This is a genomic window from Anaerozeibacter quisquiliarum (assembly GCF_051162045.1).
In the GTDB taxonomy this organism is placed as follows: Bacteria; Bacillota; Clostridia; order Christensenellales; family Aristaeellaceae; genus Anaerozeibacter; species Anaerozeibacter quisquiliarum.
In genome coordinates this window covers 13846-37872 of record NZ_JBISDI010000009.1, presented here as the reverse complement: position 1 = coordinate 37872, position 24027 = coordinate 13846, and the positions used below count along the sequence as shown (strand labels likewise).

Sequence of the window (24027 nt, the reverse complement as noted above, 5' to 3'; positions counted from 1 at the left end):
TCTATCCTCCAAACATATCCGCCGTGTCCACGCCGTCCAGCATGTCGCGCGACGCCCGAACCATGCGCGCGTAGACCGCGTAGCGCCCGCGCAGCCGCTCGCCCAGCGCCGCGTCGGGCTGCGTCACACTTTGATCCTTCGCCCATTCGCCGCCCGCATAGCGCGCCGCCCCCAGCGCCGAGCCGCAGGCGGGCGATTCCGAAACCACGCTCACGCCGAAGACGGACGCCTTGAGCTCGTTGAGCAGCTTAACCGTCGACGCGCCGCCGGTCGCGCGTATTTCGCGGACCTTAGGCCGTCCCAGCGCCTCCCACACGCTGTAGATGGAAAACACCACGCCCTCGTAGACGGCGTACTTCAGCGCGTCGGTCGAGGTCTGATCGGTCAGCCCGACGAACAGCCCGCGCGCGCGCTCGTCGAACACCGGCGCGCGCTCGCCGCGCAGGTAGGGCAGGAAGATGGGCGCGCGTGCGTGGATCTCGGGCGCGTCGGGCCCGAACAGCCGCCTCGCCCAATCGAGCGACACGCCCGCGCAGGCGGTGACGCCGTAGCGCGCGAAGCCGTTCTTGTAGGGGCTTTCGATCAGCTTCGTGCCCTCGCGCCGCCCGACCACCACGCCGAAGTGCTCGCTGGTGCCGGTCACGTCGAAGCAGGCGCCCGGCCCGTCGACGCCCATGCCGTTAAGCGCGGCGTAGAAGTCGTTGGCCCCGACCGCCACCGGCGTGCCCGGCCTTAGCCCGGTTTGGGCCGCCCCTTCCGCGCTCACCGCCAGCCAGTCTTCCATCGGCGGCAGCTGCGCGGCTTCCAGCCCCGCGAAGGCCAGCAGCCGCTCGGGGTAGGCGCGCGTCCCGGGATGGACCAGCCCACGCCACGAGCCGACGTCGCTGGCGGCCCGGCCGCACAGCGTAAGGCACAGCTGATCCTTGGGCTGCAGCAGCAGAGCGTCTTCAAGCAGTCGGGAAAGCGCGGCGTCCTCCCGGATAGCCAGCGCCGTCGGCAGCGGGTAGGACGCCAGCGCCGGGTGAACCATGCCGGTCATTTCGACGAACTCGCTTTCGCTGAACGCGGCCAGCAGCCGCTTTAGCGGCTCGGCCCGTCCGGGCGCGTACCAGGGCAGCCGCGCGCGCACCCGGCCGCCCGCGTCCGAAATCAGGAAGGTGCCGGTCTGCCCGGACAGCCCCACCGCCTCGATCTCGCGCGGGTCGCACAACTGGGCAACCGCCCGGCCGATGGCGCCCAGCGGCGCGTCCTCGGGATACGCGATGCCCATCACGCGCGGCGGCCCATAGCCGGTGACCACCAGCTTGGCCGATGAGGTGCCCAGGTCGATCCCCAACACCACCTTCATGCGCCGCTCCCGAAGGTGAACACGGCCTTGACGAAGCCCGGCTCGCGCGCGCGCGCGGCGCGCACCGCGTCGTCGAAGCGCTCGATCGGCATCGTCAGCGTGCACAGCCGCTCGGTTGATACCAGGCCGTCGGCCACCAGCTCGACCGCGCGGCCCAGCACGTCCCAGTTGTTGCCCGCGCCGACCACACGCAAATTCTTCACGTGCACATCGTCCATGCGCCAAGTGGTCTCGCGCCCGCCGCCGTACCCGGCCAGCGCGACGCGCCCGCCCTTGGGCGCGATCGACAGCGCCAGCCGCACGCAGGATTGCGCGCCGGTGCAATCGACGATCACGTCCGGGCCGGCCGGGTAGATTTCGCGCAGCGCCTGTTCGATGTCGCAGTGCGCGCTGGCCAGCGCATAGGACGCGCCCATGTCGCGGGCGATCTTCAGCCGTCCACCCGTGCGCTCCACCACCGCGATGCGCCGCATGCCCGCGGCCTTCGCCGCGGCCAGCACGTTCAGCCCGATCGAGCCGCTGCCCAAAATGAGCAGCGTCTCGCCCAGCCGCACGTCCGCCTTGTCGAGCGTGCCCAGCGCGACGCCCAGCGGCTCGAGCATGGCGGCCTGAATGTCGCCGATGGAATCGGGCAGCGCGATCAGCGCGTAGGCGGGCGCCAGCATGTACTCGGCGTACGCGCCGTCGTGCTTAAAGCCGATCTCGCCGAACGAGGGGCATTGCCGCCACAGGCCGCGGCGGCAGGCCGGGCAGGTCAGGCAGCACACGTCGTTCGAGCCCACGACCCGCTTGCCCACCAGCGCCTGATCCGACCCGTTGATCGTAACGACCTCGCCGCACCACTCATGCCCCTGGATCAGCGGGTACTTGGCGGGGATGCCCCCGTCCAGCACCTCGATGTCGGTCGCGCAAAACGCCGCCGCGCGCACCTTGATAAGCGCCCAGCCGGGCGGCGGAGGCGGCACGGGCACCTCGCGCAACCCCCAGCTGCCCACCTTTTCCGTGACGATTGCCTTCATGAGCAAACCCCTTTTCTTCGAAAAACCGCGCGGCTACGCCAGCCCCGCGCCCAATCGGGTGCGAGAGGCCGGCGCAAACGCCATCGGTTACTTGCGCTTTCTGTTCTTGCTCATATCGACGCCGACGGCGGCGATGATGATGATGCCCTTGATGATCTGCTGCCAATAGGGGTTGACGCCGATGAAGGTCAGCCCGTAGTTGATGATGCCGAAGACCAGCACGCCCACCACCATGCCGGGCACGGTGCCGATGCCGCCGGTGTTGGAGATGCCGCCCACGACGCAGGCGGAGATCGCGTCGAATTCGTAGTTCAGGCCGTAGGCCGAGGTGGCCCCGCCCGTGCGCGCGCTCTCGAGGAAGCCCGCCAGGCCGTAGAGCACGCCCGCCAGCGCGTAGACGCCCACCTGAACCTGCTGCACGTGGATGCCGGACACCATCGCGGCCTCGGGGTTGCCGCCGATCGCGTAGGTGTTGCGGCCAAAACGCGTCTTGGTCAGGATGAACCAGCACAAAAGCACCACGACGACGGCGATAATCACGATCACCGGGAACTTGCCCGGCCCCAGGAGGCCCGAGCCCAGATAGGTGATGCCGTCCTTGACGCCGCCGATCGGCTGGGAGGAGTTGGGCTCGATGTCAAAGTACAAAAGGTTCGCGCCCCAGGCGATGACCTGGGTGCCCAGCGTCACGATGAACGCGGTGATCTTGTAACGCGATATGACGAAGCCGTTGAGCGCCCCGAACAGCGCGCCCACCGCCATCGCCGCCAACAGCGGCACGATGATCGGCACGTCCGACAGGTTGGGGTAGAAGCGGCGCGCGTAGCTCATCGTCTGGCCGAGCGAGGCGGTCATGACGGCGGCAAAACCCATCACGCGGCCGGCGGACAGGTCCACGCCGCCCACGATCAGCACGAACGCCATGCCGCAGGCCATAATCAACTTGGTGGAGTTTTGCAGCGCCACGTCGCGCAGCACCCGCACCGACAGGAACCGGGGGTTGATGATACCGATGACGACGACCATGACGAGCAGGCACAGGAGAATCGCCCTGTCCGTCAGGAACTGCCTGACCTTCTTGCCCGCGCTATCTTGGGAGAAGCTTGCATTCATTGTGTTCACACCTCACATCAAACCATGTATTTGGCGGCCAGGCGCATGATGTTCTCTTCCTGCATGTCCTCGCCCTCGATGATGCCGGACAGCTTGCCCTCGCACATGACCATGATCCGGTCGGCCATGCCCAGCAGTTCGGGCATTTCGCTGGAGATCATGATGACGCACTTGCCCTCGGCGGCGAGCGAGTCCATGATCTTGTAGATTTCGTACTTCGCGCCCACGTCGATGCCGCGCGTAGGCTCGGTCAGCAGCCACCGGGCGAAGAGCGCCTTTTGTTGGTTGCCGCCGGACAGGCTGTTGATCGGCGTGCGCTGCGAGGGCGTCTTGATGTCAAGCTTCTTGATGCTCTCCGCCGCCAGCCGGTTGCAGGTGCGCGCGCTGATGTAGCCGAAGAAGCGCACGATCTTGCGGTAGATGGTCACGTACACGTTTTCGCCCACGCCGAGCACCGGGAACAGGCCCGTGCGCTTGCGATCCTCGGTCAAGAGCGCGAGGCCGTTCTGCATGGCGTCGCTGGCGTTGCGGATCTTGACGGGCTTGCCGTTTATCCTGATCTCGCCGGATTTGAGCGCGCGCAGACCGAAGATGCTCTCGACCAGCTCCGTGCGCTGCGCGCCCACGAGACCGCCGATGCCCAGGATCTCGCCCTTGCGCAAGGTGAAGGAGATGTGCTGGAAGCTGCGCTCGTTGGCCGAGCACAGGTCGGTAACTTCCAGATAGTTCTCGCCGCAAACGTTGGTCTTGGGCGGGAAACGCATGCTCATGTCGCGCCCCACCATGCGGCTGATGATGTCGTCGGTGGTCAGCTCGCGGGTCGCCCATGTGCCGATCATCTGGCCGTCGCGCATGATGCTGATCTCATCGGCGATGACCTTGATCTCCTCGATCTTGTGCGAGATGTAGACGATGGCCACGCCCTTTGCGCGCAGATCGTTGATGATCGAGAAGAAATGCTCCACCTCGGCCGATGTCAGCGAGGAGGTGGGCTCGTCCATGATGATGACCCGGGCATTTAAGGAGACCGCCTTGGCGATCTCGATCGACTGGATCTTCGACACCGACAGCGTGCGCACGATGGCGCGCGGATCAAGGTCGATGTTCAGCCTGTCCAGCAGCTCCCTGGTGTCGCGGTAGAGCCGCTGGCGGTCCACAATACCGTGCTTTACGGGCAGCCGTCCAAGCCAGATGTTCTCCATGACGCTCAGGTGCGGCTCCGGATAAAGCTCCTGATGAATCATCGCCACGCCGTCCCTGATCGCGTCCAGCGTGCAGGTGTAGGACACCGCCTTCCCGTCGAGCAGGACCTCCCCCGCGTCGCGGGCGTATATCCCGAACAGACACTTCATCAGCGTCGACTTGCCCGCGCCGTTCTCGCCCATCAGCGCGTGCACCGTGCCCGGACGCAGGTTGAAGCTGACGTCGCTCAGCGCGCGCACGCCCGGGAATTCCTTGGTGATGCCCCGCATCTCGAGCACATATTCCCTCTGGCTCATGATCCACGTTCCTTCCTGGATATTGACCATCGGGAGGGGGGATCCCCCCTCCCGATGGCGCGCTGTCTTAAAATGTAAACCGCTTAGAATTCCTCGACGTTCGCTGCGTTCACCGCGACGTAGGGGATCCACACGTAGTTGCCCTCGGACACGGTGTAGGGGAAGTTGTCGGCCGTGGGCGTTTCGCCCTTGGCCAGCAAGGCGGCCAGCTCGACGGTGGCGTAGGCCTGGTTCTTGGCGTCGTTGAGCGAGGTGGCCAGCATGGAGCCGTCACGGATGGCGATCTTGCCCGCCTCGGTGGCGTCCACGCCCAGCACAGGCATGAACTTGCCTTCGGCGAAGTAGCCCTGCGCCTTCAGCGCTTCGATCGCGCCCAGCGCCATGTCGTCGTTGTTGGCGAACACCGCTTCGATCTTATCGGGGTGCGCGGCCAGGAAGGTAGCCATCTTGTCCTGCCCCTTGACGCGGTCCCACATGGCGGTATCCTGCGCCAGGCACTCCACCTTGAAGTCGTTGTCGGTCAGGTACTTGATCGAATACTCGGTGCGCAGCTCGGCGTCCTGGTGACCCGGCTCGCCCATCAGCATGACGTACTGAATCACGCCGTCGCCGTTCTTGTCGGCTTCGGGATTCGCCTTCCAGTACTCGGCCAGCGCGACGCCCTGCATGGTGCCCGATTCCTCGGCGCGCGCGCCCACGTAGTACACCTTGTCCCACAGACCCATCGCCTCGGCGAAGGGCTCGGTGTTGAAGAACACGGCGGGAACGCTGTCTTCCATCGCCTTTTTGATGACCACGTCGGCGGCGGAGCGCTCCTGCATGTTGATGGCCAGCGCCTCGTAGCCCTTGGTCAGGTAGAGGTCGATGTTGTTGTTCTGGGTGGTCTGATCGGCCTTGGAGTCGGTGAAGTCCACCGACACGCCCAGCTCGTCGGCCTTGTTCTGCATGTGGTTGCGCATCTCGGTGAGGAAGGTGTCGTCATACTTGCGGATCGAGGCGCCGATGGTCAGCGCGCCGGCGCCCGAGACCAGGCTCAGCAGCATAACGACGGTCAGGACGACGGTGACGAGTTTCTTCATGGTAATCAATTTCCCCCTTTAATATTTGATTGAGTGCCCGGCGATCCGACGACCGCCGCACACAAAACCACCGTTGGAAAGATCGGCGCAGAAATCAGCTCTGCATTTCATCTTATGATGATATTATAGACATAGCCGTCATAATTGTCAATGGCAATCCTTAAATTTCCGCATCCTGCACCAACTCTATGTACTTATGTTGTAACCCTCCCGGAAAAGCGGCGTGCGCAAAGCGGTTGCGCCCGCGCGCCTGAGCGGGTATAATGAAGCCATTCAAAGATTTACTTGGAGGACGGACATGCGGACGGCCAAACACGAAACCATGCGCAGCCTGAACGCGTCGGTACTGCTCAACTGTGTGCGCAAGCAAGCGCCGCTCACGCGCCACGAGCTGCAGCACAGAACCGGACTGAGCTGGGGCGCGGTATCCAGCATCGTGTCGGAATTCCTGGCGCTCGGTATACTGACCGAGATGCCCATCCAGAATACGCACGCCGGGCGGACGCCGGTGGCGCTGGACATCAACGCGCGCGATCATCTGTGCGTGGGGCTGGACATCCACGCGCAGGGCCTGCACTGCGTGGTGACCGACATGCGCGCTCGCACGCTGTACACCACGCGCGAGGGCGTGCGGCTGCCGAGCCGGCAGGGCGTGCTGGATCAGGCGGTCTCGATGGCGGAGGAGGCAATCGAGCGGGTCGGCGTGGAAAAATCGCGCTACATCGGCGCGGGCCTGTCGGTACAGGGCGCGGTGGACGCCGAGCGGGGCGTGTCGCTGCACTCCCCCCACCTGCCCGACTGGAGAAACGTGCCGCTGACCGAGTTGATCGGCGGGCGGCTGGGTCTGCCCGCGACGCTGTCGCACGACACCAACGCCGTCATGATGGCCGAACTGTGGAGCGGCAGAGCTTCGGGCGCGCGCAACCTGGTCTTCGTCCGGCTGGACATGGGCATCGGCATGGCGGTCGTGATCGACGACCGGCTGTACACCGGCGCGAGCGGCATCGCGGGCGAGCTCGGGCACATGGTCATCAATCCCGGCGGCCCGCGCTGCACCTGCGGCAACTACGGCTGCCTCGAGGCTTACGCCTCCGGGCGCAGCATCCTGCAAAGGGTGCGAGAGGGCATCAATACCGGCTGCTGCGCGCTTAAGCTGACCGGCCGCTACGACCGGGATCTCGACTTGGTGGCCGAGGCCGCGGACGCGGGCTCCGCCTTCGAGCGCGACCTGTTCGAGACCATGGGCATGTATCTGGGCGTGGGCATCTCGAACTACGTCATCATGATGAACCCGGAGATGGTGGTCATCGGCGGCGATCTGGCCCGGCATAGCCGCCTCTACCTCGATCGGGTCAACGCCGTGCTCAAGCGCAACGTGTGGACCGGCGGCCCGATCGACGTGGTGATCTCGGATCTGAACCCCGACGCCGCCGCGATCGGCGCGACGCTGCTGCTCGTGCAGCAGGCGCTCGGCGGCCACATCCCCCACTCGCTGGGCGATTTGTTCCGATCATTGGCGCAATAGCGTCACGCGCATCTGCTGCGGCCATATGCGCGTGATTTGGGGCCTTCGTACGCGCCGGCGGGCGCGCTGTTTTACGAGGGCCGCGGCCCTCCGAACCCGCGAGATTTACGCGGGTGATTGCGCTTGCTATTTATATCTTATTATGATATATTATCGGCGAACGATTGATTCACCGAGGAGGACTTCCATGGCAGGCGACATAGAACGGGTCATTCCGGGACATACCGGCGACTTTGCCTACGCGGTACTGGACTTCGACGGCACGCTCTCGCTGGTGCGCGAGGGCTGGCAGGATGTCATGATCCCCTATTTCGCGGGCGAGCTTAAGGCCACGCCCGAGGGCAGGCATTTGCCCGACGAGGCGCTTGCGCTGACGGCTCGGGAATTCATCACGCTGCTCACCGGCAAGCAGACGATCTACCAGTGCATCCGGCTGGCCGAGGAAGTAACGGCGCTCGGCGGTAAGCCGCTCGACCCGCAGGCCTACAAGGACGAGTACCATCGGCGGCTGCTTGAGAAGATCGACCACCGGCTGAAGGGCCTGCGCGACGGCTCGATCGACCCCGAGACGCTGACCGTGCCCGGCAGCTACGCGTTGATGGACATGCTCGAGCGCCGGGGCGTCGTGCCCTACCTGGCGTCGGGCACCGACGAGGCCTATGTGCTCGAGGAGGCGCGGTTGCTGGGCTTTGACCGCTATTTCGGCAAACGCATACACGGCGCGCAGCGCGACTACAAGACCTTCTCCAAGAAGATGGTCATCGAGCGGCTGATGCGCGAAAACCAGCTGACCGGCGAGCGGCTGCTGGGCTTCGGCGACGGCTATGTCGAAATCGAAAACGTGCGCGGGGCGGGCGGCTTCGCCGTGGGCGTGGCTTCCAATGAATCGGAGAAACGCGGCATCGACGAATGGAAGCGCGAGCGGCTGATCCGCGCGGGCGCAAACCTGATTATCCCGGACTACCGCGACACCGAGGCGCTCGAGCGCGCGCTGTTTGACGCATAATCACGCGAGGGGGATTTTATATGCCATTTGAGCTATTCGACCGGTCGCGGCTCAGGCTCTTGCCGCTGAGCGAGCGCATCCACGACCTCGATCTGTCGATCATGATGCCGCCGGTCGCCGACAACGGCTACCGCCACGCGACCATCGATTTGTTGGCCGAACGCATCCGCGTGGCCAAGGCGCATAACGCCAACGTCACCATGATGCTGGGCGGGCACGTGATTCGAGCGGGCGTCGCCCCCTGCATGAACGCCATGATGGAGGCGGGCTACATCAACCACTTCGCGCTCAACGGCGCGTCGGCCATCCACGACTTCGAGCTCGCGCTGATCGGCCAAACCACCGAAAGCGTCGCCAAGTACATCTCCGAGGGGCAATTCGGCCTGTGGGAGGAGGACGGCCTGTACAATCGAGCGGTCAACGAGGGCGCGAAGCAGGGACTCGGCTTCGGCGAGGCGCTGGGCAAGTTCATCGAAGAGCACGACTTTCCCCATAAGCGTTACAGCCTGCTGGCTGCCGGTTACCGCCACCAGGTCCCGGTCACCGTGCACGTGGGCATCGGCTGCGACATCGTGCACGAGCAGCCCAACGCAGACGGCGCGCTGCTCGGCGAGGCCAGCTACCGCGATTTCCTGATCTACGCGCGGCGCATCGAGCGGCTCGAGCACGGCGTGTTCATGGACTTCGGCTCGGCGGTCATCGGCCCCGAGGTCTACCTCAAGGCGCTGTCGATGGCGCGCAACGTGGCCCATCAAGAGGGGAGGCGCATCGCCCACTTCACCACGGCGGTGTTCGATCTGCTCGACCTCGAGGGCAAGGACGTCCAGGAGGAACCGCCCAAGTCCGATCCGCGCTACTACTTCCGCCCCTGGAAGACCATCATGGCGCGCACGGTGGCCGACGGCGGCGAGAGCTACTACGTGCAAGGCGTCCACCGGGACACCGTCCCGGCGCTGGCCTACGCGCTGCTGGGGGCCCAAGATGGATAGGGCGCGGCTGCTTTCCCTGTTTCGGCGCTTCCGTGACCTGCGCATCGCGGTGGCGGGCGACCTGTTCCTCGACCGCTGGTACGAAATCGACGAGCGACTGGACGAGCCCTCTGTTGAGACCGGGCTTACGGCCTGGCAGGTGGTGCGCAAGCGCGCCGCGGCGGGCGCGGCGGGCACGGTGGTGGGCAACCTGTCCGAGATGGGCGTGGGCCACCTGTCGGTGGTGTCGCTCGTGGGCGAGGACGGCGACGGCTGGGAGATGCTCGAGTTGCTGAAGCGCCGGGGGGTCGACGTAGGCCAGGTGCTGGTCAGCGACCGCGTGGTCACCCCCTCCTACATTAAGCCGCTGTTCCCGCGCGAGGGCAACCGGCTGGACATCAAGAACTTCCGCCCCACGCCGCCCGACCTCGAGGACCTTTTGATCGAGCGGCTGGACGGCGCGCTCGGCCGTGCCGATGCGCTGGTGCTGCTCGAGCAGGTGACCGAGCCCGACACCGGCGTGCTCACCGCGCGGGTGCGCGAGGCGCTGCCCGCGCTTGCGCGCAAGTACCCCGATAAGCTGATCTTCGCCGATTCGCGCGCGTTCATCCACCTGTACCGGGACGTGGTAATCAAGTGCAACAACTTCGAGGCGGCGCGCATGACCGGTCGCATCTCCGACCCGGATGCGTTCGACGCGCGGCAGGTGTTTGAGAGCATGGACGAACTGGCCGCGCGCACCTTAAAGCCGGTGGTGGTCAGCTGCAACGCGCACGGCGTGGCGGTCATGCAGGACGGCGAGCGGCTGCTGGTGCCCGCCGTGCGCCAGATAGGCGAGATCGACGTGTGCGGCGCGGGCGACGCCTGCTCGGCGGGCATCGTCAGCGCGCTGTGCGCGGGCGGCAGCTATGCCGAGGCGGCGTTTGTGGGCAACCTGAGCGCGGGCGTCACCGTGCGCCAGATCGGCCGCACGGGCACGGCCAGCCAGGCGGCCATGCTCGCGCTCTACGACGAGCAGTTTGGGGGCGACTGAATGGACAGCTATCTCGCCGTCGACATCGGCGGTTCCAAGTACATCGTCGCCTTGGTCAGCGCGGCGGGCGAGGTGCTCGCGCAGACCAGGGACCACTGGCGCGCGCTCACGGCGGAATGCGTACTCGAGCAGGTGCTTGAAGCCTCGCGCGCACTGCTAAAATCCACCGGCGCCACCCCGGCCGCCGCGGGCGTCACCATCCCCGGCCTGGCCGACCCGGAGCGGGGGCTGTGGGTGGAAGCTTCGTTCTCCGGCATCCGCGATTTTCCGATCTGCGCGGCGCTGTCGCAGGCGCTGTCGATGCCGGTGTACTGCGAAAACGACGGCCAAGCCTACGCCCTGGCTGAGATGCGCTTCGGCGCCTGCCGCGACGCGCGCGATTTCCTGTTCATGAACATCTCCAACGGCATCGGCGGCGCGATCGTCTCAGGCGGTCGCCTGGTCAATGGTTCGCGCGGCAGCGCGGGCGAGTTCGGCCACTGCGTGGCGGTCGAGGGCGGCCGGGCCTGCAAGTGCGGCCTGCACGGCTGTCTGGAGATGCATGCCGCGGGGCCGGGCATCGCGCGCAACTATGCGGAAATGGGCGGCGCGCCCGACGAGCGCGGCGGGCCCGCCGACGCGAGCCTGATCGCCGAGCGCGCGCGCTCAGGCGACCAGATCGCGCGCGACACCTTCGCGCTCGAGGGCGAGCTGCTGGGCCGGGTGGCCGCGACCGCCGTCAACCTGCTCAACCCGCGCAAGCTGGTCATCGGCGGCGGCGTATCGCTGGCCTTCGACCTGTTCGGCCCATCGCTCACCCGGGCGATTGGGTCGCGCATATACCGCGCGGCCAATCCCGACCTCGAGATCCTGCCCACACCGCTCGGCTACCTGGCCGGCCTGTACGGCGCGGCGTCGATCGCGGCGCTGGGCCATGAACGAAAGGGGAACACATTATTATGAACGCTTTTCTTACCGCCTACCGGACCGAACTGATCGACGCCATGAACTTAATCGATCCGGCGGAATTCCAGAAATTCATCGACATCCTGCTGGACGTCTACCGCCACGACCGCCAGGTGTTCATCGCGGGCAACGGCGGCAGCGCGGCCACCGCCAACCACTTTGTCTGCGACTTTGGCAAGAACGCGGTGAAAGGCGATCGCCGGCGCTTTCGCATCCTGTCGGTCTGCGACAACATCGAGAAGATCACCGCGCTCGGCAACGACATCAGCTTTGACGAGATTTTCCGCTTTCAGCTCGGCAACCTGATGCGCGAGGGCGACGTGCTGATCGTCATCAGCGCCAGCGGCAATTCGCCCGACCTGGTTAACGCCTGCAGCTTTGCCAAGGAGCACGGCGCGAAGGTCGTCGCGCTGTCCGGTTTTGGCGGCGGCAAGATTTGTGACGGCGCGTCCGCCTCCCTCATCACCGACATGCGCAGCTATGAGCGCATCGAAGACCTCCACCTGATCCTGATGCACCTGGTCGTGTGCTGGTTCAAGGAGCATCAGGACAGGCTCGGCTGAACGGCCGCAGCCCTCCCTGAACCGCCGACCGCGACGTAAAGCGACAGGCCCGGACGAGCCGGGCCTGTCGCTAGTGCGTTTAACCCATGTTCAGCATCTCGACCAACTGCTCGACCTGCTCGTGGGTGATCCGGCCGTCGGAGAAGCTGACGGCGCTGCGCAGCGGCGAATAGGCCAGCATCGCTCGGAGCATATCGGGTGAAATGGCGCTCTGGGCCACGTCGCTGGTCTCTTCCCCGCCGGCGATCGAGATCGTCATGCTGTCCACGAGCGGCTTCAGGATGGTCTCGGCCCTTTCCGACTTCATCACGTCCATGAAGATGGAGTTGACCGTCCAGGTCGCCGGTATCTCCACCGTGGACTCGACGAAGACCCGCTTCTCCAGCGCGATGTCGCGGGAGGACCGGCCGATCTGGATCAGGAAGTCGCCGCTCTCCACATGCCAGTCGTGGATCGCGTCGTTCCAGTAGGCGAAGGCGCGCTTGTCGAGCGCAAACGACACCGTTTTCTGCTCGCCCGGCTCGAGCAACACCTTCTCGAAGCCCTTGAGCTCCCGCACGGGGCGGAACACGCTGCTTTGGACGTCGGCCACGTACAGCTGCACCACTTCCTTGCCGGGCACGGAGCCGACGTTCTTCACGGTCACGCTGGCGGTCAGCGCATCCGTATCGCGGATGGCGTCGGCGCTCAGCGTGAGGCCGCTGTATTCAAATCTGGTGTAGGACAGGCCGAACCCGAACGGGAACAGCACGTCCATCGCCTTCCTGTCGTAGTAGCGGTAGCCGACGAACACGCCCTCCCGGTAGGGCGCCGCGTCGCCCTCGCCGCCGTAGCTGATGTGCGACGGGTTATGCTCCAGCTTGAGCGGGAAGGTCTCCGGCAGCCTGCCGCAGGGGTTCTTCCGGCCATACAGCACGTCCGCCGTCGCGCCGCCCACCGCCTGGCCGCCCAGGTACGCCTCGAGCACCGCGCGCACCTTGCCGATCCAGGGCATCTCGATCGGCGAGCCGTTGTGCAGCACCACGAGGGTGTTCGGGTTGACCTGTGCCACGCGCTCGATCAGCGCCTCCTGACAGGCGGGCATGCGCATGTGGGTACGGTCGTAGCCCTCGGACTCAAACGCGTCGGGCAGGCCCACTGCGACCACCGCCACCCGGGCGGCGCGCGCGAGGTCCACGGCCTGCCCAATCAGCGCCTCGTCGGGCTCGGGGTCATGGATCTTGTAGCCGTCGGCGTAGGTCACGCCGGGCACGCCGGTAAGCGCGTCCATCAGGGATGTCACCTTGAAGCTGTTGATGTGGGAACTGCCGCCGCCCTGGAACCGGGGCTCCTTGGCGAAGCGGCCCACCACCGCGACGGTTTCTCCCTCCGTCAGCGGCAGAAGGCCCCCGTCGTTCTTCAGCAGCACCATGCACTCCGCGGCCAGCTCGCGCGCCAGTTGGTGCTGGGCCTCCATGTCCCAAGGAGTGTCCGGCCTGGCGTTCTCGAGGTAGCGGTAGTTCACCGCCAGCACCCGCTCGGCCGCCCGATCCACCAATGCTTCGTCCAGTTTGCCCGCGCGCACCGCCTCCACGATGCGCCGGTCGTTGACGCCGCCCGAGGCGGGCATCTCGAGGTCCAGCCCCGCGGCCACGCCGGCCACCCGGTCGTTGACCGCGCCCCAGTCGCTGACCACGTAGCCGTCAAAACCCCACTCGCCCCGGAGCAACTCGGTGAGCAGCCAGGGGTGCTCCGACGCGTAAATGCCGTTCAGCCGGTTGTAGGCGCACATGACCGTCCAGGGTTTGGCGCGCTTCACCGCCGCCTCGAAGGCGGGCAGATAGATTTCGCGCAGTGTGCGCTCGTCGATTTGGGCATCGCTGGACAAGCGCCGATGCTCCTGGCTGTTGGCGGCGAAGTGCTTGACCGAGGTGCCGATATTCCGGCTCTGCACGCCCTCGATCAGGCCGACCGCCGCTTCGCCCGCCAGGTATGGGTCCTCGCTGAAATATTCGAAGTTGCGGCCGCACAGCGGCGAGCGCTTGATGTTGACCGCCGGGCCCAGCACCACCGACACGCGCTCGTGCTGGCAGGCGTCGCCCACCGCCTCGCCGATCCTGCGCAGCAGCGCCCGGTCGAACGAAGCGGCGCTGGCGCAGCCTGCGGGCAGGCAGACCGCCTCGATGCTCTCGTTGATGCCCAGGTGGTCGCCCTCCTGGCGCTGCTTGCGCAGGCCGTGGGGACCGTCGGACACCATCACGCCGGGCACGCCCAGCCGCTCTACCGCCTTGGTGTGCCAGAAGTCCGCGCCGGAGAGCAGCGATGCCTTCTCCTCCAGCGTCATTTGGGCTACCAGCTTTTTCACGTCCATGTTGTATTTCATTCCTTTCCTCCGCCCGCTCTTATGGGCAGTCGCTTGCACAACCCCCGGGAGGTATGCAGGGCCGAGACCCTCCATACAATCATTCGTGCCGGCCCAGCCGGCGCCAATGGATTCCGCCAGCCGGATTGCGCCCGGAAAACCCCGCAGGCGGATTCGCGCGACCTTCAAACCGTGCTCAAATCCCAGGGCTCGTAGATCTTCGGAACGTCGCTGATTAACCGGCGGGTATACGCGGCCTTGGGATTCAGGATCACCTCGTCGGCGGTGCCGCGCTCGACAAACCGGCCGTGCTCCATGATGTACACGCTGTCGGAGATGTAGTAGGCCAGCCCGATATCGTGGGTGATGAAGATGATGGTCATGCCCGTCTCGTTGCGCAGGTTCAGCAGCATGTCCAGGATGGTGGCGCGCGAGCAGGCGTCGATCATCGAGGTGGGCTCGTCGGCCAGCAGGATTTTGGGTTTCAGCAGGAAGATGCGCGCGATCATCAGCCGCTGCATCTGGCCGCCGGACAGCTCGAACGGGTACTTGTTGGTGAGCTCCGCGAACTTCAAATTGACAAAGGAGCAGGCCTCCTCCATCATATCATACTTCTTCTTCCGGGACAATGCGCGCCCGCCGCGCATGTTGATGCAGTCAAGCAGCACCGTGTCGATCTTGGTGAACACGTTAAAAGAGGAGAACGGATCCTGAAAGATGGCCTGGATGCCCTTCCAATATTCGCGCTTCTTGCGCTGGGTGGAGATGTCCCGGGGCGCGCCCTGGAACAGGATCTCGCCCTTCGTGACCGAGCTTAACCCCAGCAGCAGCTTGGCCAGCGTGGTCTTGCCGCTGCCCGACTCGCCCACGATCGACACCAGTTCCCCCTCGCGGAATTCAAAATCCACGTTGTCCACGGCTCGGACGGCCTTGGGGCCGATGCCGAAGACCTTGGTCACGCCTTCTCCGCTCAGGCACAGCGGCCCCCTATTCTCGCTCATGCTCGTACGCCTCCCTCAGCGTGCTCTCGGCGTGGCCGCAACGGTAGCAGCGGCCGCCGGCGAGGCTAATCATGGGGATTTCATGCACCCGGCAGGCAGGCACCACGTGCTTGCAGCGATCGGCGAAGCGGCAGCCCGAAGGCGGGTTCTTGAGGTTGGGCGGCGTGCCCGGTATGGCGGTCAGCGCATGGCCGCGCGTTCCCTCCTCGGGCACGATGATCGAGCCCATCAGCCCCCTCGAATAGGGGTGCAGCGGATCGAACACCATCTGCTTCGCGGTGCCCTTCTCCACGATCTGCCCCGCGTACATGACCATGATGTCGTCCGTCACATTGTAGAGCAGCGGCAGCTCGTGGGTGATGAAGATCATGCCCTTGATGTACTGCTTCTCCATCAGGTTCTTGAGCATCTTGATGACCATCTTCTGACTGGTCACGTCGAGCGCGGACGAGGGCTCATCCGCAATCAGCACCTTGGGCTTGAGGATCGTGGAGATCGCGATGACGGTGCGCTGCTTCATACCGCCGGACAGCTCCACCGGGTGGCGGTTCAGCACCTCGGGCGGCAGCCCCAGCTCGTGAAATCGGTCTCGGGCCAGCTCGAAAATCTCCTTGCGGCCCACCTTCGGGTCGTGGGCGCGGATCACGTCCTCGATGAAGCGGATGATGCGCCGGGTGGGGTTGAGCGCGTTCATGGCCGCTTGCGGGATGTAGGCGATCTCGGTGCCGAGCACGGACCTGCGGACATCGTCCGGGTTCATGCCCGAAATTTTCTTGCCGTCCAGGATGATCTCGCCGCTTGTGTAGTGCAGCGGCGGGAAGTAGTAGCCCATCAGGCTCAGCGCCAGCGTGGACTTGCCGCAGCCGCTCTCGCCCGCGATACCCAGCGACTTGCCCTCTTCGATCGTCAGGGACACGTGATCCACCGCGTACACGTTCTCGCGGAAGCGGGTGATGTACTTGGTGGTCAGGTCCCTCACTTCCAGTATCGTGGCCATAGCCCGCCTCCTAATGCCCAGGTCAATCGCTTACGAACTGCCCCGGGAGGTTTGGAGGGTCGAGACCCTCCAAGTTCGATCGTACCGGCGGCGTGTACGCCGGGGCGGGCGGCATTTTGCGGACAAAATGCTCACCCGATCCCGGCACCGGGCAAAGGTTGCCCCCCGCCGGAAAACTCCGCAGAGTTTTCAGGTGCCGTCCCCCGTAGCCCCTCTCACGCGCATACGGCCGCAGCCGGATGCGCGTGACCTAATCCCTCAAGGTGGGGTTGAACACCTGATCGAGCCCCGTGTTCATCAGGTTCAGCGAGAACGAGATGAGCGCGATGGTCAGGATCACGGGGAAGTACGCCCACCATGAGCCGTTGAGGTGCGCCGCGTACAGCATCGCCCAGTTCATCATCAGGCCCAGCGTCGGGATCTCGGTGGTCTTGGGGCCCAGGCCCAGCAGCGACAGCTGCGCTTCCGCCAGGATGGCCGACGAAATTTGAAGGATGAACGCCATGACCACGTAGGAGGCGATGTAGGGCAGGATGTCGGTCATGATGATCCGAATGAGGCTGTGCCCGGACAGCTTCGACAGGTTCACATGGTCGCGGTTCCTGAGCGACATGACCTGGGAGCGCACCGAGCGCGTCGTCCAATTCCAGGAGGTGAAGCCGATCACCAGCGCCACGGTCTCCGATCCCCGCTGCTCCTGGCCGATCGAGTAGGAAATCAGGATCAGCAGCACGAAGGCGGGTATGACCGTGAAGATGTTGGTGAAGAACATGATGACTTCGTCCACAATGCCGCCCAGGTACCCCGCGAGCAGGCCCAGGACGAGGCCGATCGCCGTGGCGATCGCGCCCGCGAGCAGGCCGATCCGGATCGACGTGCCGCAGGCGGAGACCAGCTCCTTGAGCGTGTCGCGGCCGAAGTTGTCGGTGCCCAGCGGCAAGACCTTGACGTTGGCCACGTCGTTTACATGGACGTAGTCGGTCTTTGTGATCGCGCGCTTTTGCACAAACTCCCCGGTGTCCGGGTCCTTTTCGCAGACGGCCAGCGCGTCCGCATCGTTGGCCGATTGGATCGCGCCGTTCAGCCGCTCGTAGTAGTTGCGCATGGCCTTGGTCATGCCCTTGGGGCGGACCGAGGGGGAATAGTTGGCCTTCCACAGCTTGAGCAGCGCCGCCGTGTCCTGAAAGTCGAGCCCGCCCACGTCCACGCCGGCGGCGGCGAACCAATTGACCATGCTGACCCGGTCCTCGTCGCTCAGCGTCTTGGCGAGGCGGTTGGCGTCGGCGCCCGGCAGTTTGAAGGTTGCGGCCGGGGCGCCCGCGCTGTCGTACAGCGATACGTAGGTGCCCGGCCTCGCGAAGGTGCCCAGACCAATCATCCTGAGCGGGTCGCCGGGATCGATCAGCGGGTAGATCAGCATCGTCAGCAGGATGCACGCAAGGATCACAAAGCCTACCAGGAATTTCGGGGAGCGGAAGATTTGACGCAGGGTGTGTTTCATGTGCCTCCCCCCCTCAATCGAATTGCGCGGCCTTGACGCGCGGGTCGATGAAACCGTAGACGATGTCGAGCACGAACGTGGCCATCAGCACCATCACGCTGACGATCAAGGTCGTGGCGGAGATCAGCGGATAGTCTGCCATGGTGACGCCGTGCAGCATCGCCGTACCCAGGCCCGGATAGCTGAAGATGATCTCCGAGACCAGCGCGCCGCCGATCATCGTGCCGATCGACAGCGCCAAGCCGGTCACCTGCGGCAGCATCGCGTTTCGGAATACGTAAGAGGCGATCTTGCGATCCTTTACCCCCAAGAACCTTGCGTACTTGACATAGTCGGCGTTCAGCTCGTAGATGGACATCGAGCGCATGCCGACGGCCTGCCCGCCGATCGCCACCAGCACGATGGACCAGAAGGGCAGTTGATAGTGCCGGATGACCGATATGACAAAATCCCAGCTCAGGTTGGGGAGCATATCGTAGCTGTATCCGCCGGAAACCGGCGCAATTTTCAGGTTGACGGCAAACACCACCAGCAGAATCACCGCCATGCCGAAGGCGGGAATGTTGCTGACAAACAGCGTGACCGGCATGATGAACTTGTCAAAACCCTTGCGGATGTAGGCGGCCAGCGCGCCCAGGATGTTGCCCAGCAGCCAGCCGATGATGATCGCCGGCAGCTGCAGCGCGACCGTCCAGCCGACGGCTGAGCGGATGATGTCCGCGACCGGGCGCGGATATTGGCTGAAGGACAGGCCGAAGTCGCCGCGCAGCACGTTCCGAATGTAGATGACAAACTGCTCGGCCATCGGCTTTTGCGTGCCGAAGGCCTCGGCGTACTGCGCATAGATCGCCTTGACGGCAGAGGTGTCGGACAGGCCCCGCACCACCTTGCCCGTGATCGCGGCCACCGGATCGCCCGGCATCAGTCGGGGCAGGATGAAGTTCACGAGCACGGCCGCGATGAATGTGATCGCAAACCAGAGGATCTTCTTGCCGAAGTACCTGCGATAGCCCTTCATAATACGCCCCCCTACTCTCAATCGGAAGCAGCTGTACCGTCAGGGGATGGCCCCTCCCATTCCCCTCCGAAGAGGGGAATGGGGAATGGATCATCCTTGACGCTACAGCCGCTTCGTCAGCCTATCCTAGGGGTTCACCAGCTCCACGTCATAGAGCGCCGCAATGCCGTAGCCGTCGGTGCAGTCCATCGGCGGGATGTTGCGGCCGTCCTCGGAATCCGGGAAGTTGGTCCACACGGACTCGTTCACGGCGTGGAACTTGTCCGGGCGGTACATCAGCGAGAAGGAGGGCACGTCGGTCAGGTAGATCTTGACCGCCTCGGTGTACATCTCCTTGAGCTTGGCCGCGTCGGTGGTGGAGGGGATGAGCTTGACCAGCTCGTCCAGCGCCGGGTTGGCGTAGTGGCCGAAGTTGCCCGACCAGTTGCCCTCCACGCCGTTGAATTCACTGGACATCAGCCAGCGGATGCGGTCCCAGGGCTGCGCCGGGGTGGCGGAGGAGGTCCACATCATGAAGATGTCGTAGTCGGTCTGCTTGGCGGCGGTGACCACGGTCTGGTACACGCTCCACTCGGGGAACTCGGTGGTCAGCTCGATGCCGATCTCCTTGCCGGCGGCGGCGACGATCTCCATCGCGGCCATCCAGTCGGTCCAGCCGTTCGGGCAGCAGGAGTTGAAGGACAGCTTCTCGCCGTCCAGCTCGCGGATGCCGTCGCCGTCGGTGTCGACGATGCCGGCCTCGTCCAGCAGCTTCTTGGCGCCTTCGACGTCCTTGCCGGCCCACTGCAGATCCTTGACCGCGTCGTGGTCAAACGTGGCCTGCTCGCCCTCGGTGGGGTTCATGCAAGAGCGCGGCACGTCGACAAAGGTCGGGCTCTGGCCGGTCATGGCGTTCTGGTTGATGGCGTCGTAGTCCACCGCCATCGCAATGGCCCTGCGGATGGCAACGTTTTTAAGCGCCGGGACATCCAGGTTATACCAGGCGGTGGGCATGTTGACGCAGATGCCCCAGGGCGCCTCGTTCATGTAGGTGGAGATCGGCAGGCCCTCCTTCAGCCACAATTCCTCGATGTTGGAGATGAACTGCTGGTTGACGTCGATCTGCCCGGCCTTGAACGCGGTCGCGACGGAGGGGTTGTCGGCGTAGATGCCGTGGGCCAGGTACTTGGGCACCGGCAGCTTGCCCCACATGGAGGCGTCCTGTCCCCAGTAGTTGTCGTCGCGCACGTACACGACCTTCTGGTCGTCGGCGAAGTACTTGGTGTAGGGGCCGCTCCAGACCACGTCGTCGGCCGGGTCGTTCTTCATGGCGGTGGGATCACCGCCCGTGCGCGCGCTCAGCTGGTCAATCCAGGCCTTCTGCACGATGTAGGCGTCGCCCAAAAAGCAGATCAGCTGCAGCGGGTTGACAGCCTTGCCTTCGTCGTTCAGCTTGGCCTTGATGATGAAGGTATGCTCGTCCACCGGCACGATGGCGTCGATGTAGGGCTTGTAGGTGTTGCCCATGGCGTTGCCGACCGCAACGCCGGTATCAAAGGTGGCGACCACGTCGGCGGAGGTGATCGGCGTACCGTCCGACCACTTGGCGGCGGGCTTGATCTTGATGGTCATCTGGGTCTGGTCGGCGTTCCACTCATAGTCGCCGTCCGCAATCAACGGCCTCATCGAGGCGTCCAGCATGTTGTACATGTACAGCGCCTCGTACATGATGATGCGGCTGCCGCTGGCGGAGCGGGCAAGGGCCATGGCGTTGTTCATGTCGTCCGACAACGGATTCCAGCCGTTGATCGAACCCCACTGCTGACCGCCGAAGTACATCGTCTCGTTGCGGGGCAGTTCCGCGACCGTCTGCGCGCCGGCCGCCATCGGCAGCGCCAACATCAGCGCGAACAGGAGAACCAGGAGCCTGCGAGTATTCATGATCCAATCCCTCCATCAATGAAATGATCTTATGACCCAACGGGCCAAAAACCCATCCAAATGCCGAGCCGGGCCCAATGCGCCGCCGCCAGAGCGAAAACGGTTTCGGTTCCGCCAAAAAATCTCGCGCCGACAGCGCGTTGTAGGATTATTTACCCCAGTATAACACCGTCCCCAACTACTGTCAACGTTTTTTACCAGATTTTCAGGACATTTGTGCGGGCAGGTGACAAAAGGGGGGGTAAAGTGGTAAACTGAAAGGCAGCAACGCGTAAAAGGAGAAAAGCATGAGGACGATCTCATTAAACGGCGCGTGGACGATGCGCGCCGCCCAAGGCGACGGCTGGTTCCATGCCGTCGTACCCGGCACCGTCTACCAGACGCTGATGAATGAAGGCCGGATGGACGACCCGTTTTACCGGGACAACGAGTTGAACGCGTTCGAGTTGATGAACGACGACTACATTTACCGCAGGCACTTTCCGCTTACGGCCGAGGATTTGCGGGGCGACGCGCTGCTGCTCGAGTTCGAGGGCCTGGACACGCTGGCCGCCGTCACGCTGAACGAAGCATTCGTGGGCCGGTGCGACAACATGCACCGCAGTTGGACCTTCGACGTTAAGCACCTGGCGAAGGAGGGCCCCAACACGCTCGAGGTTCGGCTCTCTTCGCCGCTCAAGTATATCCGCGAGGCCTACCGGCAGGTCAGGGCCGACGGCTCCTCGGACGCGACCGAGGGTTTCCCGCACCTGCGCAAGGCCCACTACATGTTCGGCTGGGACTGGGGAGCGCGGCTGCCCGACGCGGGCATCTTCCGCGGCGTGAAGGTGCATGTGGTGGACCGGGCCCGGCTTTCATCGGTACGGGTCCATCAGGCGCACGCGGACGGGCGGGTGACGCTTGACTTCACGCCGGAAATCAACAGCTTCACCGGGCTGTGCGCCTGCGGCGAGGACGATTTCTCCGTCAAGATCAGCGTGACCGCGCCGGACGGGCGCGCCTACGTTTCCGACGGCTCCCCCATCCTGATCGACGAACCCGCGCTTTGGTGGCCGAACGGCTATGGCGCGCAGCCGCTGTACGAGGTGTCGGCGGCGCTCTGCGCGGGCGGGCGGGAAGTGGATCGCTGGAGAGGGCGCATCGGCCTGCGCACCCTGACCATGCGCCGCGAGAAGGATCAATGGGGCGAATCGTTTGCCACCGAGGTCAACGGGGTGCAAATCTTCGCGATGGGCGCGGACTACATCCCCGAGGACAACCTGCTCGGCCGCGTGACGCCGGAGCGCACCCGGCTGCTGCTTACGGACGCGGCGCTCGCCCACTTCAACGCCATTCGCGTGTGGGGCGGCGGCTACTATCCGGACGACTGGTTCTACGACATCTGCGACGAGCTGGGCCTCGTCGTCTGGCAGGACTTTATGTTCGCCTGCGCCGTGTACGAGCTGACCGACGCGTTTGAGGACAACATCCGCCATGAGGTGTTCGATAATGCGCGCCGGCTGCGCCACCACGCCTCGCTGGGGCTGTGGTGCGGCAACAACGAGATGGAGCAATTCGTAGCCCAGGGCCTATGGGTCAATACCCCGAAGCAAAAGGCCGACTATATCCGCATGTTCGAGTACATCATCCCGAAGGCGCTCCGGACGGTCGACCCCGACACCTTCTACTGGCCGGCCTCGCCCTCCTCGGGCGGCGGCTTCGACAATCCCAACGACGAGAACCGGGGCGACGTGCACTACTGGGACGTGTGGCACGGCGGCAAGCCGTTCACCGAGTACCGCAAGTTCTTCTTCCGCTACGCGTCGGAGTTCGGCTTCCAGTCGTTCCCTTCGATGAAGACGATCGAGTCCTTCACGCTGCCCGGAGACCGCAACGCCTTCTCCTACGTGATGGAGAAGCATCAGCGCAACGACGCCGCCAACGGCAAGATCCTCGCCTACCTTGCGCAGACCTTCCTGTACCCGGGCACGCTGGATCTGCTTTCGTACGCCTCGCAGCTTTTACAAATGGAAGCGATCCGCTGCGGCGTCGAGCACTGGCGGCGGCACCGCGGCCGCTGCATGGGCGCGATCTACTGGCAGCTCAACGACTGCTGGCCGGTGGCTTCCTGGGCGTCGATCGACTACTTCGGCCGCTGGAAGGCGCTGCACTACGCGGCGAAGCGCTTCTTCGCGCCGGTGCTCCTGTCCTGCCAGGAGGAGGGCGTTTCGACCCAGAACGCCAATGTCAACGCCGAGCCCAACGAGGTTGTGAAGTCCATGCGGCTGAACGTTTCCAACGAGACGATGGACGCCGTGCGCGCGCACGTTAGGTGGGCGCTGCGCGCGCCGGACGCCTCGGTGATCGAGTCGGGCGAGCAGGCGGTCTTTGTGCCCGCCCTTTCCGCCCGGTGGCTCGACGAGCGGGCGTTCCCGGAAGCTCCGCTTAGGGCCGGCTACGTCTCCTACGACCTGTTCCTGGACGGGGCGTGGGTCTCGGGCGGCACGGCGCTGTTCTGCCCGCCCAAACACTTCGAGTTTCTCGACCCGCGGCTTACCCTGTCGGTGAACGGCGACGAAATCACGGTCGCCGCCCGCGCCTACGCGAAGGGCGTCGAGATCCTCTGCGACGACGGCGACTGCCTGTTCTCCGACAACTTCTTCGACCTGAACGCCGACAGCCGGACCGTGAAAATCCTGCGCGGCGCGCCCACGCGGTTCTCGGTCCGAAGCGTCTACGACATAAGGTGAACCTGCGCATATTTTCTCCGCGCAAAATGGCATGGTATCGCCGGCCAAACGCGCGACGCGCACCGCGGCTTAACTAAAAGGAGGGATCGGCATGCGTACCCCGTCTCGCCGGCCGTACAACCGCGATAGATTCGCGGCCGCCGATATCCCGCCGACCCCGGCCGTGCGCGACCCGATCCGCGTGTACGTGCAGGATCCGGGCGAGGGCGTGCGCACGCCCAACATCCGGTCCATCAACGCCGACGGCCTGCGCGAACAGGACATCATCCCGGCGGCGCTTCCCAGGGCGGCGTAAAGAGGCGGGTTTGCAGGGAAGGGTGCGGCATCCGTCGCACCCTTTTCCTTTTTGGTGCCAAATTTGAAAGGTTTTTCAGGAAAATCGAACGTCCTTCCCCATTCGGGAAATGGTATAATGACGGCAA

The 24027-nt window shown here is 64.7% G+C and carries 19 protein-coding genes; 8 read left to right on the top strand and 11 right to left on the bottom strand.

Features of this window, described 5'->3' with window-relative positions:
- Position 1: 1 nt before the first annotated feature.
- The 5 genes from ACH6CV_RS05485 to ACH6CV_RS05465 all read right to left on the bottom strand — a co-directional run bounded on the left by ACH6CV_RS05485 (position 2) and on the right by ACH6CV_RS05465 (position 6058).
- Positions 2-1348 (bottom strand): xylulokinase, encoded by a 1347-nt coding sequence (locus ACH6CV_RS05485; RefSeq protein WP_456357165.1) that lies wholly within the window; start codon positions 1346-1348, stop codon positions 2-4.
- Entirely contained in the window at positions 1345-2367 is a 1023-nt protein-coding gene (locus tag ACH6CV_RS05480; RefSeq protein WP_456357164.1) for a zinc-dependent alcohol dehydrogenase, read from the bottom strand. The genes ACH6CV_RS05485 and ACH6CV_RS05480 overlap by 4 nt, the downstream gene beginning before the upstream one ends.
- Before the next feature lie 87 nt (positions 2368-2454).
- Positions 2455-3480 carry an ABC transporter permease subunit gene (locus ACH6CV_RS05475; RefSeq protein WP_456357163.1) on the bottom strand — a complete coding sequence of 342 codons (1026 nt, stop codon included), beginning with the start codon at positions 3478-3480 and terminating at the stop codon, positions 2455-2457.
- Between the two features lie 17 nt (positions 3481-3497).
- Positions 3498-4979 carry a sugar ABC transporter ATP-binding protein gene (locus tag ACH6CV_RS05470; protein WP_456357162.1) on the bottom strand — a complete coding sequence of 494 codons (1482 nt, stop codon included), beginning with the start codon at positions 4977-4979 and terminating at the stop codon, positions 3498-3500.
- Positions 4980-5062: 83 nt separating this feature from the next.
- Positions 5063-6058 carry a galactose ABC transporter substrate-binding protein gene (locus ACH6CV_RS05465; protein WP_456357161.1) on the bottom strand — a complete coding sequence of 332 codons (996 nt, stop codon included), beginning with the start codon at positions 6056-6058 and terminating at the stop codon, positions 5063-5065.
- 298 nt (positions 6059-6356) lie between these two features.
- Between ACH6CV_RS05465 and ACH6CV_RS05460 the strand changes: the two genes are divergently transcribed.
- From ACH6CV_RS05460 to ACH6CV_RS05435, 6 genes are all read left to right on the top strand, one after another.
- Positions 6357-7583, top strand: coding sequence for an ROK family protein (locus ACH6CV_RS05460; RefSeq protein ID WP_456357160.1), 1227 nt, complete (start codon positions 6357-6359; stop codon positions 7581-7583).
- Positions 7584-7770: 187 nt separating this feature from the next.
- Entirely contained in the window at positions 7771-8589 is an 819-nt protein-coding gene (locus ACH6CV_RS05455) for an HAD family hydrolase (protein ID WP_456357159.1), read from the top strand.
- A gap of 20 nt (positions 8590-8609) precedes the next feature.
- Positions 8610-9578 carry a hypothetical protein gene (locus ACH6CV_RS05450; RefSeq protein ID WP_456357158.1) on the top strand — a complete coding sequence of 323 codons (969 nt, stop codon included), beginning with the start codon at positions 8610-8612 and terminating at the stop codon, positions 9576-9578.
- On the top strand, positions 9571-10590 hold the full coding sequence (locus ACH6CV_RS05445) for a bifunctional heptose 7-phosphate kinase/heptose 1-phosphate adenyltransferase (protein WP_456357157.1): 1020 nt from the start codon (positions 9571-9573) through the stop codon (positions 10588-10590). The genes ACH6CV_RS05450 and ACH6CV_RS05445 overlap by 8 nt, the downstream gene beginning before the upstream one ends.
- A complete protein-coding gene (locus ACH6CV_RS05440; protein WP_456357156.1) occupies positions 10591-11532 on the top strand; it encodes an ROK family protein in 942 nt (313 codons plus the stop codon).
- Positions 11529-12098 (top strand): SIS domain-containing protein, encoded by a 570-nt coding sequence (locus ACH6CV_RS05435; RefSeq protein WP_456357155.1) that lies wholly within the window; start codon positions 11529-11531, stop codon positions 12096-12098. Before ACH6CV_RS05440 ends, ACH6CV_RS05435 begins: the two co-directional genes overlap by 4 nt.
- 79 nt (positions 12099-12177) lie before the next feature.
- Here the strand turns inward: ACH6CV_RS05435 and ACH6CV_RS05430 are convergent, their stop codons facing one another.
- The 6 genes from ACH6CV_RS05430 to ACH6CV_RS05405 all read right to left on the bottom strand — a co-directional run bounded on the left by ACH6CV_RS05430 (position 12178) and on the right by ACH6CV_RS05405 (position 20876).
- A complete protein-coding gene (locus tag ACH6CV_RS05430; RefSeq protein WP_456357235.1) occupies positions 12178-14448 on the bottom strand; it encodes a glycoside hydrolase family 3 C-terminal domain-containing protein in 2271 nt (756 codons plus the stop codon).
- A 176-nt stretch (positions 14449-14624) separates the two neighbouring features.
- Complete coding sequence (locus ACH6CV_RS05425; RefSeq protein WP_456357154.1) at positions 14625-15440, bottom strand: ABC transporter ATP-binding protein; 816 nt, start codon at positions 15438-15440, stop codon at positions 14625-14627.
- Positions 15427-16437, bottom strand: a complete 1011-nt coding sequence (locus tag ACH6CV_RS05420; RefSeq protein ID WP_456357153.1) for an ABC transporter ATP-binding protein — start codon at positions 16435-16437, stop codon at positions 15427-15429. The genes ACH6CV_RS05425 and ACH6CV_RS05420 overlap by 14 nt, the downstream gene beginning before the upstream one ends.
- A gap of 250 nt (positions 16438-16687) precedes the next feature.
- Complete coding sequence (locus tag ACH6CV_RS05415; protein ID WP_456357152.1) at positions 16688-17938, bottom strand: ABC transporter permease; 1251 nt, start codon at positions 17936-17938, stop codon at positions 16688-16690.
- A 13-nt stretch (positions 17939-17951) separates the two neighbouring features.
- Positions 17952-18956 carry an ABC transporter permease gene (locus ACH6CV_RS05410; protein WP_456357151.1) on the bottom strand — a complete coding sequence of 335 codons (1005 nt, stop codon included), beginning with the start codon at positions 18954-18956 and terminating at the stop codon, positions 17952-17954.
- Between the two features lie 126 nt (positions 18957-19082).
- Positions 19083-20876: an ABC transporter substrate-binding protein gene (locus tag ACH6CV_RS05405; RefSeq protein WP_456357150.1), complete on the bottom strand. Its 1794-nt coding sequence runs from the start codon at positions 20874-20876 to the stop codon at positions 19083-19085.
- A gap of 287 nt (positions 20877-21163) precedes the next feature.
- Between ACH6CV_RS05405 and ACH6CV_RS05400 the strand changes: the two genes are divergently transcribed.
- Both ACH6CV_RS05400 and ACH6CV_RS05395 read left to right on the top strand, forming a co-directional pair.
- Positions 21164-23605, top strand: coding sequence for a beta-mannosidase (locus ACH6CV_RS05400; protein ID WP_456357149.1), 2442 nt, complete (start codon positions 21164-21166; stop codon positions 23603-23605).
- Positions 23606-23696: 91 nt separating this feature from the next.
- Positions 23697-23900, top strand: coding sequence for a hypothetical protein (locus ACH6CV_RS05395; RefSeq protein WP_456357148.1), 204 nt, complete (start codon positions 23697-23699; stop codon positions 23898-23900).
- The last annotated feature ends 127 nt before the right edge of the window (positions 23901-24027 follow it).